Raw genomic sequence first — 15,723 nt, forward strand, 5'->3', positions numbered from 1 at the left:
CCGTCGTTTGTCGTCCGGACCCTGACCCGTCCGGACGACTCCGACCCGTCCGGGAACGAGATAGTTAGCGTAGGCTAAATATCTCTCCGCCTACGTCCTGATCGGTCTGGGTTTTGGCCTCGTCAACGCGCCGATCACGAACACGGCGGTGACCGGCATGCCGCAGTCGCGGGCCGGTGTGGCCGCGGGTATCGCCTCGACGAGCCGGCAGATCGGCCAGTCGCTTGGTGTCGCCGTCATCGGTTCCCTGGCGGCGGTGCACGTCGCCGGACGTCCGGCGGTGGTCGATGCGACCAGCGCCGCCGGCTGGTGGACGATCGTCGCGGCCGGCATCGGGGTGCTGGTGCTGGGGGTCGCGAGCACGGGTGCTCGGGCCCGCGGCACGGCCGCCCGGGTCGCCGAACAGCTGGTCGACACCCGCGCGCCGGACGAGGACCCGATCACCGCCGCTCCGGTGCCCGCCACCCACCGTCAGGGCGCGCGGACACAGTAGCCAGCCGCCGACGCGGGAACCGTCCGGGAAATCCGTGGGGTCGACCGGACCGTCGCCGTGACTGAGTTTCCGCCGGCAGCCCGGGATTTATACCGCTTCGAGCCTGTCCCTTGATGTCCGCCTTTTCGTACAGCTTGGAAAAGTCTGTTGCGTGCCTGAAATTGCCTTGGCTTGACGGCCGGTCGAGGCGTCGCGGTAATCTCACGCCGCACCTGAAGCGCAGGCTTGAACATCAACGAAAGGAAGAACCGCAGAGATGGCCCAGCAGCAGATCCAGCAGCAGATCGAGCAGCAGCTTCGGCAGAACTGGCAGCAGCTCCGCTACGGCATCCTGGACCAGTTCGGACAGGTCAGCGCCGCGGATGTCGACAGCGCCACCAGCGTGAACGACCTCGTCGCACGCATCGCGGACAAGACGCACCACAGCGAGCGTTACATCGAGAACCGCCTCCACCAGCTCGTGGGTGTCGGCGGCGGCCAGGGCGGGAACCTCGGCGAGCGCTTCGGCGCCTCGCAGGGTGGCCAGCGCGGCAACCAGCAGAACCAGAACCAGAACCAGAACCAGCCGTTCGGGTCCCAGCAGTAGCATCGGCGGCAACCGATGGCGGGGACCTCCCAGTGGCCCTGCTCGTGGGCCGGGGAGGTCCCCGTTCGGTTACGTGGTTATCGCGCTACTCGGCGGGCGTGGGCTCATAGGCCGCTCCCAGTAGCATGCGAAGCTCGAGCAGCTCGTCGATCATCTTTGCCGTCGCGGAATCCCGTGGGCGCCGGCGCAACTCGTCCAGCATGGCATCCGTTTCCTCGACAGTCGGAATATCGTCGATAGATGCCGCAATCTTGACGATCGTCTCCATGGCGTCCACCACCTGCCGTCTGGTCGTCTGGGTCTGTCCGACGCCCTTGTGTGCATGGCCTGTGTGAGGCCGGATCGGACGTGTTCGTCTACGCTGACGCTGACAGGTTCTCCGGGCATTAATCAATCGTTACCGAGCTGTTAATTGCCGCTCACCGTCGCCGTCAATCGCGGCGCGAGGCACGGACGGCCAGCGATCGTCGACATTTCGGGAATGTGTGGCCACATTCCGTGTCGACCCCCTCGCCGATCGACTGTCCGTTGGCGTGTCACCACTGCTCCTCTCCTGCTCGCCTCGTCCACCCGATGGTCCGGTCCGTGTTCTGTGCGGACCACCGTGCACTCCGGCTGAACTCGACCTATACCCGCTCCCGCCGCTGGTGAAGCGGGACGCGGCCAGCCGGGTCCTCCCCTGGTCAGCCGGTGTTGCGCAGGCCGGCGGCGATGCCGTTGATGGTGAGCAGCAGGGCGCGGCGCAGGTGGGGGTCGGCGTCGGGGCCGGCGGCCCGGGAACGGGCCAGCAGGGAGATCTGCAGGGCGTGCAAGGGGGCGAGGTAGGCGTCGCGGACCTCGAGGGTGTGGCGCAGTGTGGGGGCGTTCTCGAGCAGTTCCCGCTGGCCGGTGACCGCGAGCACCTCGCGCACGGTGCGGGCGTGCTCGGCGCGGATCGTCTCGAAGATCGCCGAGCCGGCCGCGCTGGTCGAACCAGCCGCGCCGGGGGCGCCGGTGGGGGCGAGGTCGCCGGTCAGGGTGGTGACGTAGCGCTCGGCGATGGCGAGGTCCGACTTGGCGAGGGTCATCTGGACGTTGCCGAGGAACGTCCGGAAGAAGTGCCAGGAGTGGTACATGTCGGCGAGGGTGTCGCCGGCTCCGGCGGCGCGGGCGGCGGCCAGGCCGGTGCCGACACCGAACCAGCCGGGCAGGATGATCCGGGACTGGGTCCAGCCGAACACCCACGGGATCGCGCGCAGGTCGGCGAGGCCGCCGGAGCCGCCGGGACGGCGCGACGGGCGGGAGCCGATGTTGAGGTTGCCGAGCTCCTCCACCGGGGTGGCGGCGAGGAAGAACGGCACGAGTGCCGGGTTCGCGACGAACGCCTGGTAGGCCTCGCGGGCCGAGTCGGCCACGGCCTGCATGGTGGCGTCCCAGCCGGCGAGCACGGCGGGGCTCAGTCGGGCGGAGCGGTGCAGGATCGAGGCCTCGACCACCGCGGACAGGGCGATCTCGAGGTTGTGCCGGGCGAGCTGCGGCAGGGTGTACTTGTCCGAGATCACCTCGCCCTGCTCGGTCACCTTGATCGAGCCGTCCAGGGTGCCGAACGGCTGGGCCATGATCGCCTCGCCGCTGGGGCCGCCGCCGCGTCCGACCGAGCCGCCGCGGCCGTGGAACAGGCGCAGCACCACGCCGTGGCGGCGGGCGATGTCACGCAGGTCCCGCTGGGCCTTGTGGATCTCCCACTGGGACGCGGTGATACCGGCGTCCTTGGACGAGTCCGAGTAGCCGAGCATGACCTCCTGCACGTCACCGCGGGCACCGACCAGCGCCCGGTAGGACGGGTCGGTGAGCATCCCGTCCAGCAGGGCACCGGCGGAGCGCAGCTCGGCGACCGTCTCGAACAGGGGGACGAAACCGATCCGGGCCCACGCCGGCCGCCCGGCGAACCCGACCCCGACCAGGCCCGCCTCCCGGGCGAGCACCGCCACGGCGAGGATGTCGTCGACGTCGCGGGTCATCGACACGATGTAGCTCTCGATGACGTCCGCGCCGAACCGGTCGAGGGCGACCCGGATCGTGCGCATCAGGTCCAGCGCGCCGAGGGCACCGTCGGGTAGCGGCGGCGGCGCGCTGCCCAGCAGCGGGCGGCGCCGGGTCAGTTCGGCGGACAGCAGGGCGCGTCGGGCCGGTCGGTCGAGTTCGGCGTAGGGCACGTCCAGTTCGCCGAGCAGGTCGTAGAGGGCGCCGAGCGCACCATGGTGTTTGTCGGCGTGTTCGCGGATGTCCAGGGTCGCCAGCGCCAGACCCATCGCGTTGGCGGTGCGGATCATCCGTTGCAGCGGGCCGTCGGCGACCAGGCTGCCATCCCCGGCGGCGAGCGACACGCGCATCACCGCCAGATCGTCGAGCACGTCGGGCAGACCCGCGTAGTCGCGGCCGGCCACATGGGGGCGGCCGGCGGCCAGACGGTCACGGGTGGCGGCGAGACGGGCCAGGATGTAGCTGCACTTGAGCCGGTACGGCTCCTCGGCGTTGAGCCGGACGTAGCGCTCGTACACCTCGGGCAGCGCCACCCGGTCGGCGGCCAGCGACGCCACCAACCCCTCGCTCACCGTCACCACCCGGGTGGACGCGGTCAGCTCCTTGACCAGCCGTTCGACGGCCGAGGTCAGCAGCCGGATACCGAACTCGTGCTGCAGGGTCAGAACCTCGAGGGTGACCGCCGGCGTGACGTTCGGATTTCCGTCCCGGTCACCGCCGGCCCACGAGCCGAACCGCAGCGGACGGGCCCCCGCCGGCAGCGGGATCCCCACCCGGGCGAAGGCGAGGTCCAGCTCCTCGAGCAGGTCGGGCAGCACCTCGGTGGCGATCAGTTCCAGGTAGTAGGCGGCGGAGCGGGCCTCGTCGGTGGGCTTGGGCCGCTCCACCCGCAGCTCGTCGGTCTGCCACAGGATGTCGACCATCTCGGCGAGGCGACGCCCGAGGCGTTCGGTGTCCGCCGGACGGGATGTGCCGACATCCGGGCTGTCGGCGTCGAGCAGGTCGGCGATGCGGCGCAGCGTGTCGAGCACCGAGCGACGGCTGGCCTCGGTCGGATGCGCGGTGAACACCGGCCGAAGCTCGAGGCGTCCGGCGATGGAGCTGGCGAGCTCGCGCTCGAGGGTGCCGGCGTCAAGCGCGTCCCCCATCCGGGCGAACGTCTCCGCCAGCGGGCCCTGGGCCCGGTCGGAGAGCTCCCGGGAGCGGTACAGCTGCTCGGTGATGTTGGCGAGCTGGAAGTAGGCGGTGAACGCGCGGGCGAGCACGATCGCGGTCGGGTCGTCGACGCCGGCCAGCAGCCGGGCGAGTTCGGCGCCGTTGTCGGGCCGGCGGGCCAGGGCTCGCACCTGCTCGACGAGGGCCAGGGTGTCCGCACCCTCGTGGCGGGTGAGCGCCTGCCCGAGCAGATCGCCCAGCCTGCGTACACCGGCGCGCATCGCCGCGTGCCGGGTGCCGCTGGACACCCCACCGGCGAAGGCGCCCGGATCCGGGTCGCGTGCGTCCAGGGCCGTCGTGGTCCGATCGGTCGTCACAACCGCCTCCGGCGATGTTGTTCGCGGTCGTTCTCGGGCGGGGTCAGGCTCGGTGGGGCCAAGTCTGCCGAGTCGATGGCGCTCTTGCCTACGTCCGGCGATGTGGTCTAGCCGATGCTGGCGGACGGTTTCGCGCCGTCCGTCCCGGCCGTCGGTCGGGCGTTCGGCTGGTCGGGCGTTCGGGTGTGGCCGGTTCAGCCGATCAGGATGATCAGCGGTGGGGTGGCGAGCACCGCCGCGGCGCCGAGGTAGGCGACCAGGGCCTGCCACCAGTGCACCGCCGGCGGGTCGAGCAACCGGGCGATGCGGGAGATCACCGGATTGGTGATCCCACGCGACGGGCCGACGCCGACCGGACCCTCGTGGCCGCCCTCGCGGCCGTGACCGTGCGTGGCCGCGGTGCCGCCGGCACCGGCCGTGCGGATGCCAGCGGCATCGGCGAGAGTGCCGTTCGCACCGAGGGCGCCGTTCGCACCGAGGATGCTCAGGGCACCGGCGGGCACGGGTGCCCTGGTCACCCCGATCCGGGCGAGCGCCCGAGCCAGTGCGGGGCGGCTGGTCTGCCGTCCGGCGGCATCGTCGGCGAGCATCTCCACCAGCAGCGACACCGCCGCGGTGGCCTCCCGGGCCGGGCCCAGGAACGGAAAGGTGCGCTCCCAGGCGACGAACGGCTGGATGACCAGGTCGTGACGGCCGGCGACATGGGCGGCCTCGTGGGCGAGCACCGCGTCGAGTTCGTCGGCGGCCAGGGTGTTGAGCAGGCCGCGGGAGACCACCACCCGGGCGTGCCGTACCCCGGGCACGCAGTAGGCGACCGCGATCGGATGGTCGAGAATCCGCAGCCGGATGCCGGCCCGGTCGCGGTGCTCGCACAGACAACAGGACGTGACCGCCCGGATCGTCACGCTTTCATCCGGTATGGGCCCGTTGTTCTCGCCGTCGTCAGCGCCGCCGGTCGTCGGATGACCGCTGGTGGCGGGCGACGGGTACGTCAGGCCGCTGACCGGTTGCTCCGGGGGGAGCCGGTCGCCCGGGACGAGATGGTCGTGATGCCCGGTCGGGGAGAACGGCTCGGTGGTGGGAAGGCCGCCGGCGGGGGAGAACAGGTGGCCGGTTGGATCATGGGTGTCGTGGCGGCGATGGCGGCGGCCGGCGAGGTCGACGAGATGCCGATGCCGGTGCCGTTCACGCAACGTGGCGGCGGTGGAGGCGCCGAGAACACCGAACAGTCGACCGGCGAGCGCGGTGGCGAGCGCCAGGCCGACCAGGTTGATCCAGCGCAGCCCGGCGAGCGGCTCGCCCGCGGCCACGTTGGTCAGATGGTCGATGATCGCCGAAGGAGTGCTGGCGGCCAGTGGGGAGACGGTGAACGCCACCGCGGCCAGCAGCGCTGATACTCCCCCGGCCAGACCGATCGCCTGCCAGAGCAGGATCGCGGCCCGCGGGTAGCGATGCGGCCATCGCGCGGCAGCGAGCAGGCGTGGCACCGGCCAGGCCAGCACGCCCGCGAACAGGGCGAGGAGTGCCGCGGTCGTCATGTCCTGGGCCACGCTACCCCCGCACTGGCCGAAGCTGAACTGTTTACTCCGGGTCGGTGGAGGCCATGCCGAGACCATCCGCATCGCCCGTTGCGGACCCGAACGGGCCTGCATCGGCATCGGACCCGGTCGCGGGGGCTGAGGCGGCCGCACCCGCGGCGGGTGGTGCCGCGGCGCCCATCCCGATGGGCTCCGCCAGCGGCGGGAGCACGCTCAGGGGGTCCAGCGCCCGGCGCAGGATCTCCGCCTCCTCGGCGGAGACGGAGCCGACGAAGCGGACCAGGGCCGAGCCGCGGTCGTCCGCCGTGCCGAGGGCCTCCATCATCGCCTCGGCGACGACGGCCTCACGGCTGTCGGTGGCCGCGTAGCGATGGGCCCGCGCGGCCCGCTGCCGGCGCACGAAGCCCTTGCGTTCCAGTCGTTCGAGCACGGTCAGGACGGTGGTGTACGCGAGATCGCGCTCATGGTCGAGGCGGGCGGCGACCTCGCGAGCTGTCAACCACCCGTCGCTGGACCACAACACGTCCATGACCGACCGTTCGAGGTCACCCAGGCGCGCCATGCCTCAATCCTACGTCGCGTAGAAGTTGACCGTGGTCGAACCCCGAGGTTTGTCGACGCAGCCTGCGTCACACCCGTGCTGACCTCGGTGTTGGGCGGACGGTAAGGCGCGCCGGCGGGACGGGGGCGCCCGCCGAGGGGTCCGCCGGCGCCGGCCCGGTCGTCGGGTCCGACGGGCCCACAGGTCTGGCCGCGCCGGCCCGGTGGTCCTGCCCGCGGCCGGTCGGACGGCCAGGGAAGCGCCGTCCACCGCCGTCGATGGTCACCTTCCGGCGATCCGAACCGGACTCCTGGCCTGGCCCGGCCGGGCTATTCGGTCGCGATGGTGGCACCCCGGGCGAGCCGACCGGACCGATTCGCCGCCGACCTTTCGGTGGCCCGCCGACGTCCGTCGGTCGTTTCCGCTGTGTGCCGCCGCGGGCTGGCTGTCATTCTTTACGTGGAATTAAGGCAACCCGCAGGACATTTGACCCACGGGTCGGAACACATTGGTCCTGGCCGGCCCGGAGTGACGCCTGCGACCTGTGGTCGGCATGCTCTTTGGTGCCGCCCGAACGGTGCAAAAAACGCCGACGGCGGCCGGCTTGGCAGAATCACACCCGTCCTGACGGGGAAAAGACGGCCTGGACACGTATGCCTGGTGGGGGGACGAACGAAGCACCGCCCCGCCGGTCGGTGCCGACCCTGTTGTGGACCTCACGCAGGAACGCCGGGCCGACCGGACCGCCCGCTACGTACCTTGGGACCTTCTACGCTGGGTAGAAGGTCGACTGATTCCCGGTCGATTTCTTCCCGCGGTCCTTCGAAGGAGCCGTGCGCATGGTTCTCGCCGCCGACGCCATCGACCTCGCTCGTGCCCAGACGGCGTTCTCCCTCGCGTTCCACATCTGCTTCGCCGTATTCGGTGTCGGCCTGCCCTGGATGCTCGTCTACACCGAGTGGCGCTGGCTGCGTACCGGTGATCCGGTGTGGCTGGCGCTGACGAAGAAGTGGTCGCGTGCCTTCGCCGTGCTCTTCGCGGTGGGCGCCGTCTCGGGAACAGTGCTGTCGTTCGAGTTCGGGCTGCTCTGGCCCGCTTTTATGTCCAAGTACGGTGGCGCCCTCGGGCTGTCGTTCACCATGGAGGGTTTTGCGTTCTTCACCGAGGCGATCTTCGTCGGGATGTACCTGTACGGCTGGAAACGCCTCTCGGCCCGCGCGCACTGGCTGACTCTCTGGCCGATCGCGATCTCCGGCACGCTGTCGACGCTGTTCATCATCACGGTCAACGCCTGGATGAACGTGCCGCGCGGCATCACCGAACGGGACGGCCGGGTCATCGCCGAGGAACCGCTCGCCCCGTTCACCAGCCCGTCGTTCGGACCGCAGCTCGTGCACATGCTGCTGGCCGCGTTCATGTGTGCCGGTGGAATGGTGGCGGCGATCTACGCGGTCGGCATGCTGCGCGGACGTCGGGACACCTACCACCGGCGTGGCCTCGCCATCGGACTGACCGCGGTGCTCGTCGCCGCCCCGTTGCAGCTCATCGCCGGTGACTGGGCCGGCCGCAGCGCCGGCGAACACCAGCCGCTCAAGCTCGCCGCGATGGAAGGGCTTTACCACACCGGTTCGAACGCCCCGTTCACACTCGGCGGGATCTACGACGACAAGACCGGTGAGGTCCGCGGCGGCCTGGAGATCCCCGGCATGCTGTCGTTGCTCGAGGGCTTCTCCACGAACCATGTGATGACGGGGCTCGATTCCGCCCCGCCGGAGGAACGCCCCGACGGCACGCTCGTACACGGCGCGTTCACGGTGATGATCGTGCTTGGTTCGGCCCTGATCGCGTTGTCGGGGGCGACCGGGTTCGCCGTCCTGCGGCGGCGGCGGCGCGGGCAGCACCCGCTGCTCCCGACCGGGCGGCCCTGGCTGCTCGCCGCGGCCTGCACCGGCCCGGCGGCGATGCTGGCCATGATCGCCGGCTGGGAGGTCACCGAGGGTGGCCGGCAGCCGTGGATCGTCGGTGGCCACATGAAGGTGGTCGACGCGGTCACCGGCAGCGACGGCGCCGCGCCGATCTTCGCCGGCACGCTCACGCTGTACCTGGGCCTGGCCGGCGCGCTGATCCTGATCCTGCGCCGGATGGCCACCGGTGGACCCAGCGGCGAGCAGCTGGTGCCCAACCGGCCGAGTGGGCCGTCGATGCCCAGCGCCCCGCGTCCGCGTGACGGCGGCCGTGGCACCGGCCCTGGTCGGCCCGATCGGGACGGCGACGGTTCCGACGGTTCCGACGGCAAGGACGACGACAAGGGCGACGCCAAGGAGTCCGCACCCGCCGCCACACACAAGCCCACCGCCGTACGTGAACCCGTCGCCGTGCGTGAACCCGCGGCCACGCATGAGCCCGCGGTCGCGCACGAGCCTGCCGCGACGCCCGCACGGGCCGACGCGGGCCGCTCGGCGACACCGTACGACCCGGCCGCGGAGCACGCGGGCCGCTACGCCCTCACCCCCGCCGGCGCCCCCGTTCCCGCCGGCGTCCCCCCGCGGACTCCGGCCGGCCGGGTTCCGGCAGACCGGGTTCCGGCAGAGCCGACTCCGGCAGACCGGGCTCCGGCCGCGGAGGCTGCGGCCGCGGAGGCTGCGGCCGACCAGGTGCCGGTCATCCCACATCCGCGGCATGAGGCGCGTACGAAGAGCGAGCGGGCGAACGCCGGGCGAGCGGGACTGTTCGGTCGTCCGTCCGGACGGCATGCCGTGTCGAACCGACGGTCGACGACCGTGACCCCGTCGGCTGGCCGTCCCGGTTGCACCCTGGCGGTCAACCCGCCAGAGCCGGGACCGACGACCGCCGCCCCGTCCGAGAACCGGGTCGAGGCCACCTCGGCCGCCGGCCGTAGCGAGCACGGAGAGTCCCGATGACATCCGCCGACCTGCTTCTCGTCGTCATGGTGATCGGGCTGACCGCCTACGCGCTGCTCGGCGGCGCCGACTTCGGCGGCGGCGTGTGGGATCTGCTGGCTCGAGGGCCGGACGCCCGCTCCCAGCGCCGGTTGATCTCGGCCTCGATCGGGCCGGTGTGGGAGGCCAACCACGTGTGGTTGGTGTTCATCGTCGTCGCCCTGTTCAGCGGTTTCCCGCCGGCCTATGGCGTGGTGGGATCGTCACTGGAGATCCCGCTGGCGGCCGCGCTCGTCGGCATCGTGCTGCGCGGCGCCGCCTACGTCTACCGGGCGTACGGCGCGGGCGCGGCCGGTCCGGACCACTGGTGGGGGCACGTCTTCGCGATCTCCTCGACGATCACCCCGTTCGCCCTCGGTGTGACCGGTGCGGCGCTGGCGACGGGCAAGATGTCGACGTCCGACCCGATGGAGCCGGTGCGCAGCGTCTTCGGGCTGGGCTGCGGCCTGTTCGCCGTCGCCGCGACCGCCTTCCTCGCGGCCGTGTACCTGTGCAAGGACGCCGGGGCGTCCCCGGTCACCGCGCATCTGGTGCCGGTGTTCCGTCGCCGGGCGTTCGGTGGGGCGGTGGTCTGCGGGGTGCTCGCGCTGGCCCTGCTGCCACTGTTCGCGCATGAGGCGCCGGTCGTCGCCGGCCGGTTCGGTGACCGATCGGTGCCGCTGGTCGCGTTGTCCGCGGTCGGTGGGGTCGCGGCGCTGGTGGCGCTGGGGCGCAACCAGTTCGTCGTCGCCCGGCTCGCCGCGGGCCTGGCCGTCGGCGGGATGCTCTGGGGCTGGGCGATCGCCCAGTACCCCGACCTGATCGTCGGCCAGGTCACGGTGGACGACGCCGCCGCGCCGTCGCCCAACATCCGCGCGATGCTCTACGCCGTCGTCGGCGGCCTGGTGATCGTCACGCCGCCGATGATCGTTCTGTACCGGCTGTTCACCCGCCCCGAGCCGGTCGAATGACGCGGACGGCCCGACGCGTCGAGGCGTCGGGCCGTCCCTCGGACCATCCCTCGAGCCGTCCCTCGGGCCATCCCTCGCCCAGGCCGTCGAGCCATCCCTCGAGCCGTCCGTCCGGCCATCCGTTGGGCGGGCGGCTCCGCGGGGTCGGCTAGGGTCGAACGGTGACGGACGCCGCGACGGCGCGGATCGTGGCGGGCGAGGACGGGCCGCCCACACGGCGCCAGCTGCGCGCCGAGCTCGGTGTCGTGCTGGGGATGTCCTTCGCGGCGTCGGCGCTCTACGCGATCATCCGCTATGTCGGTGTGCTGACCCGTCCCGGTCCGGTCCGCTCCCAGGTCGCGCAGCTCAACGGGTCGGCGGCCCCCGGCCGGCCGTGGCTGGACCTCGCCCTGCAGCTCGCCGGCGTGCTCACCGGCGTCATGCCGGTGCTGCTCGTGCTCTACCTGCTTGTCCGGCACGGCGGCGGGCGGCGGGCGATCGGGCTGGACGGCGCGAGTCCCGGCCGCGACAGCGCGCTGGGGGCGCTGCTGGCCGCCGGGATCGGCGGGATCGGTCTTGGTTTCTATCTGCTGGCCTGGCACAGCGGGGCCAACCTCACGGTGGCGCCGTCCGGGCTGCCGGACGTCTGGTGGCGCATCCCCGTCCTGGTGCTCAGCGCCTGGCAGAACGGGATCGCCGAAGAGGTGGTCGTCACGGGCTACCTGCTGGTCCGGCTGCGCGAGCTGGACGTCGCACCCCGGTCGGCGCTGGCGGCGAGCGCGGTGCTGCGCGGTTCGTACCACCTCTACCAGGGGCTCGGTGGATTCTTCGGCAATCTGGCGATGGGTCTGCTGTTCGGACGACTGTTCCAGCGCCGCGGCCGGGTGCTACCGCTCGTGATCGCCCACTCGCTGATCGACACCGTCGCGTTCGTCGGCTACGTCGTGCTCGTCGGGAAGGTCTCCTGGATCCCCGCGCCGCGTTAAGGTTAACGGCAGGGAAAGTGGCGTAGTCCATCTCGTGTGTGTCGCTTGCTCTCCAGGTGTCCCACCGTCCTTACGGCGGGTAGTCGCGGGGTGGTCGTCCATCGACCAGTGGGCCGCTGATCGCAGCGGTGCACGGGCACGGGCACGGGCCAGGTCTGGGCTGCGGCTGGGTGCTGGACGAAAGGGCAGGTCATGGCGGTCACCGTCCGGGAGATCGAACGTAAGTACGCCGTCACACCGGCGTTTGTGCTGCCGCGTCTCGGCGCGGTCAGCGGCGTGGTCACCGCTCGGACCCGCCGCACCGTCAGCCTTGAGGCCGTCTACTACGACACCGATGACCTGCGTCTGGCCCGCAACCGGATCACGCTGCGGCGGCGTACCGGCGGAGCCGACGCCGGATGGCACCTGAAGCTGCCGGTCCGGGTCGGCCAGCGCGACGAGCTGCGGCTGCCGCTCACCGCGAGCGAAGGCAGGATCCAGATCGCCGAGGGCGCCCGGCACACCCCGCCGGCCGAGTTCGTCGATCTGGTCGCGGTGCACGCGCGCGGGGCACAGCTGCGTCCGGTCGCCCGGCTGCGCACGCTGCGCACCGCCCGCCGGCTGCGCGACGCCACCGGCTCGGATCTCGCCGAGGTGGTCGACGACCAGGTCAGCGCGCAGACTCTCGGCGAGTCGACCACGCTGAGCACCTGGCGGGAGATCGAGGTGGAGCTGGTCGACGGCGGCCCCGAGGTGCTTGACGCCGTCGAGGAACTGCTGTTCGCGGCCGGCGCGGTGACCGCCGCCGACTCGTCGAAACTCGCCCGGCTGCTCGGCCCGGCCCTGGCCGCCGGCCCCGGGCCGGATCTGCCCACCGCCCCTCGGCGGCTGCGGCGCTCACAGCCCGCCGGTGAGGTCGTCCGGGCCTACCTGATCGAACAGGTGCGCGCCCTGCTCGCCGCCGACCCTCGGGTCCGCCTCGACGAACCCGAGGCCGTGCACCGAATGCGGGTCGCCTGCCGCCGAGCCCGCAGCGCCCTGCGGATCTTCGCCCCGCTGTTCCCGGCCCGGACGGTCGCGCAGCTCGACATCGAGCTGCGTGATCTCGCCGGAGCGCTGTCCGCCGCCCGTGACGCCGAGGTTCAGCTCGCCTACTTCGACGGACGGGTCGCCGAGCTGCCCGCCGCCCTCGTCGCCGGCGAGGTGCACGAGGTGGTCCGCGCCCACCTTGACACGGGCCTCGCGGCCGGTCGCGAGCAGGCCCTGGAGATGCTGCGCAGCGAGCGGTACCTCACCCTGATCGACAGCCTGCTCGCCCTGGTCCAGGCGCCGCTGACCGGCGAGGCCCGCAAGCCGGCCCGTAGCGTGCTGCCCACGCTCGTCCGCCGCGCCGACCAGGCGCTCGCCCGCAAGGTGAGCGCCGCCGCCCGGCTGCCCGTCGGCCATGAGCGGGACGAGCTGCTGCACACCGCCCGTAAGCAGGCCAAGCGGCTGCGCTACGCCGCCGAGATCGTGAGCCCGCTGTACGGGACGAAGGCGGCGAAGCTCGCCGATGCGGCGGCACAGGCACAGGAGCTGCTCGGCATCCATCAGGACGCCACGGTCGCCCGTGACCTGCTGCGCGCCTGGGGCATCGCCGCCCAGGCGCAGAGCAGTCCCACCGCGTTCACCCTCGGTGTGCTCTACGGGCTCGAGGAGTGCCGTGGCCGGCTGGCGGAGCGTGACTTCTTCGATGCCTGGCCGGCGATCTCCGCCCCCCGCCACCGCGGCTGGCTGTCCTAGCCCCTACAGCCGGCCCAGCCCCTACGGCCGGCCCAGCCTCCACGGCTGGTCCAGCCTCGTGGGGGGGTGGACCCCCACGAGGGTGTGGTCCCGACCGTGGTCGACCGGAAACCTCCGCGGAGATCACCGCTTCGGGTGCCACGTCCGGGCCATCGGCGCTCCAGCGCCGGCCGTGAACGGGTGAACCCCGGAAATGCCCTGGCAGCCCGCAGGATTGACCGATGACGTTGCCTGACCCGGCCGTGTGCCGACCGGCGGCGTTGTTCTGTTACCGGGGCATGAAGTGGACTTCCTTGCTCAGAGGACTCCCGCGAAGCCCTCCATCCGTGTAGCGTCGTCCTTGGCCGGAGTTCGCCAGTTCGCGTCTCATCCGAGACGCAGCGGAACAACGCCAGGAACTCTAGTGGCTTCCTGGCGTTCGGTCCGGGGCTCGCGTGGTGCGGGTCCTGACTGCACCAGCAGGGAGAACGGCACGTGGCTCAGGGCACGGTGAAGTGGTTCAACTCGGAGAAGGGCTTCGGCTTCATCTCCGTGGACGGCGGCGGCTCCGACGTCTTCGTTCACTACAGCGCGATTGACATGGACGGCTACAAGGCACTTGAGGAGGGCCAGCGGGTCGAGTTCCAGGTGACCCAGGGTCAGAAGGGTCCGCAGGCCGACGCCGTCCGCGTCGTCTGAGCCACGAGAGACTTCATGGTCAGCCCGCCCAACGGGTTCCCCGCTGGGCGGGCTTACTGTGTGTCCGGACTCTTCGCCACCCGTCCGATGGGCCTTCTCGCGGGTTCCGGGGCGCGGTGGATATTCCGGTTGACGGCGCGGGCGACCCCGGCCTGCCGGCTCGCCCCGCCCGTCCGCCGACAGTGTTGCCGAGCACCACCCGGCGGCACTGTCGGACAGTTCCGGAGAAGGCGGTATCCCACTGCTCGCGGTAGCAAAGGTGACGGGCCGCAGTCGGGTTGATGCGCTGTATCTCCGGTAATCCACGGCTACCTTGGTCGTATCGGGGACCCGGTCTTTTCATGCCAGCTTCGCATCGGCTTAAAGGTTCATAAGAAACAGTCGAAAAGCCATTGGTGTGCGTTGTCGAGATGCCTGGCCGGCGCTCTGCTGAGGCCGACCAGGCCATGCGTCGATCGAACGCGTCCCGGTTCGCCGACGCTGTGTCAGCCGGCCAGCGGTGCGGTCGTATCGTTCGCGCCCACCAGCAACTCGGCGATCTGCAGCGTGTTCAGCGCCGCGCCTTTGCGCAGGTTGTCACCGCACAGGAACAGGGCGATCTCGTGCGGATCGTCCGGTGACTGGCGGATGCGCCCGACCCAGGTGGGATCGGTACCGACCACATCGGAGGGCGTCGGGTACTCGCCCGCGGATGGATTGTCGACGACCTCGACGCCGGGCGCGGTGAGCAGCACCTCGCGTGCCTCACCGGCCGTCACCGGCCGACCGAAACGGGCGTGCACCGCGACCGCGTGTGTGGTGATCACCGGCACGCGCACGCAGGTCGCCGAGACCCGCAGCCCCGGCAGGCCGAGGATCTTGCGGGACTCGTTGCGGACCTTCAGTTCCTCCGACGACCAGCCGCCGTCCTTGAGGGAACCGGCCCACGGCACGACGTTGAGGGCCAACGGTGCGGGGAACGGGCCCAGCCCGTCCGCACCGAGGGCCTTGCGCACGTCGCCCGCGGTCTGCCCGAGCTCTCGGGTGCCCCCGACGGTGGCCAACTGGTCGTAGAGCGCGTCGATGCCGGCCTGCCCGGCGCCGCTGGCCGCCTGGTAGGACGCGGCGAACATCGACTCGAGGCCGAACGCGCGGTGCAGCGCCCCGAGCGCGACGATCATCGACAGGGTGGTGCAGTTCGGGTTGGCGATGATGCCCCGCGGCCGTGCGGCCAGCTGATCGGCGTTGACCTCGGGCACGATCAGCGGAACGTCGTCGTCCATCCGGAAGGCGCCGGAGTTGTCCACGGCGACCGCTCCGCGCGCCGCCGCGATCGGCGCCCACTCGGCGGACACCTCGTCGGGCACGTCGAACACGGCGACGTCCACCCCGTCGAAGACCTCGGGCGCCAGCAGGCGCACGACGACGTCCTCGCCGCGGACCCGTACCGTCCGCCCGGCGGAACGGGCCGAGGCGACCGGTCGGATCTCGCCCCAGACCTCCGGTCGTTCGGCGAGCAGCGACAGCATCACGGTGCCGACCGCGCCGGTCGCACCGACCACCGCAAGCGTCGGCCGTCGGCCCGGCGCTCCGTTGCCGCTCATCGTCCAGTTCCTCCGGTCGCTCGAGACTGCGCAGCAGCGCGCTGCGGCTGCCTGACTGGGTGGGTCAGTACGGCGGGGTGGGTCAGTACGGCGGGGTGGGTCAGTACGGCGGGG

At 71.6% G+C, this 15,723-nt stretch carries 12 protein-coding genes; 7 read left to right on the forward strand and 5 right to left on the reverse strand.

What is annotated here, in order from left to right; genetic code table 11:
* Window positions 1-148: 148 nt before the first annotated feature.
* Together MXD59_RS07040 and MXD59_RS07045 are read left to right on the forward strand one after the other, a co-directional pair.
* A complete protein-coding gene (locus MXD59_RS07040; protein WP_308301662.1) occupies window positions 149-493 on the forward strand; it encodes a hypothetical protein in 345 nt (114 codons plus the stop codon).
* Window positions 494-749: 256 nt separating this feature from the next.
* The gene (locus MXD59_RS07045; RefSeq protein WP_248823969.1) at window positions 750-1,079 is read left to right on the forward strand and encodes a hypothetical protein; all 330 of its coding nucleotides are present in this window, start codon (window positions 750-752) and stop codon (window positions 1,077-1,079) included.
* A gap of 85 nt (window positions 1,080-1,164) precedes the next feature.
* Here the strand turns inward: MXD59_RS07045 and MXD59_RS07050 are convergent, their stop codons facing one another.
* The 4 genes from MXD59_RS07050 to MXD59_RS07065 all read right to left on the reverse strand — a co-directional run bounded on the left by MXD59_RS07050 (window position 1,165) and on the right by MXD59_RS07065 (window position 6,733).
* Window positions 1,165-1,359 (reverse strand): hypothetical protein, encoded by a 195-nt coding sequence (locus tag MXD59_RS07050; RefSeq protein WP_372511955.1) that lies wholly within the window; start codon window positions 1,357-1,359, stop codon window positions 1,165-1,167.
* A gap of 403 nt (window positions 1,360-1,762) precedes the next feature.
* On the reverse strand, window positions 1,763-4,633 hold the full coding sequence (gene ppc / locus MXD59_RS07055) for a phosphoenolpyruvate carboxylase (RefSeq protein ID WP_504858342.1): 2,871 nt from the start codon (window positions 4,631-4,633) through the stop codon (window positions 1,763-1,765).
* Between the two features lie 194 nt (window positions 4,634-4,827).
* Window positions 4,828-6,171 carry a M56 family metallopeptidase gene (locus tag MXD59_RS07060; protein WP_248823970.1) on the reverse strand — a complete coding sequence of 448 codons (1,344 nt, stop codon included), beginning with the start codon at window positions 6,169-6,171 and terminating at the stop codon, window positions 4,828-4,830.
* 43 nt (window positions 6,172-6,214) lie between these two features.
* Window positions 6,215-6,733: a BlaI/MecI/CopY family transcriptional regulator gene (locus MXD59_RS07065; protein WP_248823971.1), complete on the reverse strand. Its 519-nt coding sequence runs from the start codon at window positions 6,731-6,733 to the stop codon at window positions 6,215-6,217.
* A gap of 818 nt (window positions 6,734-7,551) precedes the next feature.
* Here MXD59_RS07065 and MXD59_RS07070 point away from each other — a divergent pair.
* From MXD59_RS07070 to MXD59_RS07090, 5 genes are all read left to right on the forward strand, one after another.
* A complete protein-coding gene (locus tag MXD59_RS07070; RefSeq protein ID WP_248823972.1) occupies window positions 7,552-9,633 on the forward strand; it encodes a cytochrome ubiquinol oxidase subunit I in 2,082 nt (693 codons plus the stop codon).
* Window positions 9,630-10,622: a cytochrome d ubiquinol oxidase subunit II gene (locus MXD59_RS07075; protein WP_163549767.1), complete on the forward strand. Its 993-nt coding sequence runs from the start codon at window positions 9,630-9,632 to the stop codon at window positions 10,620-10,622. Before MXD59_RS07070 ends, MXD59_RS07075 begins: the two co-directional genes overlap by 4 nt.
* A gap of 161 nt (window positions 10,623-10,783) precedes the next feature.
* A complete protein-coding gene (locus MXD59_RS07080) occupies window positions 10,784-11,587 on the forward strand; it encodes a CPBP family intramembrane glutamic endopeptidase (protein WP_372511956.1) in 804 nt (267 codons plus the stop codon).
* Window positions 11,588-11,779: 192 nt separating this feature from the next.
* Entirely contained in the window at window positions 11,780-13,348 is a 1,569-nt protein-coding gene (locus tag MXD59_RS07085; protein WP_248823973.1) for a CYTH and CHAD domain-containing protein, read from the forward strand.
* A gap of 474 nt (window positions 13,349-13,822) precedes the next feature.
* Window positions 13,823-14,026 carry a cold-shock protein gene (locus tag MXD59_RS07090; RefSeq protein ID WP_018500469.1) on the forward strand — a complete coding sequence of 68 codons (204 nt, stop codon included), beginning with the start codon at window positions 13,823-13,825 and terminating at the stop codon, window positions 14,024-14,026.
* 485 nt (window positions 14,027-14,511) lie between these two features.
* On the opposite strand, the gene MXD59_RS07095 is transcribed toward MXD59_RS07090, so the two are convergent.
* Window positions 14,512-15,609, reverse strand: a complete 1,098-nt coding sequence (locus MXD59_RS07095) for an aspartate-semialdehyde dehydrogenase (protein WP_248823974.1) — start codon at window positions 15,607-15,609, stop codon at window positions 14,512-14,514.
* Between the last annotated feature and the right edge of the window lie 114 nt (window positions 15,610-15,723).

This window comes from Frankia umida (assembly GCF_023242945.1).
GTDB lineage: Bacteria > Actinomycetota > Actinomycetes > Frankiales > Frankiaceae > Frankia > Frankia umida.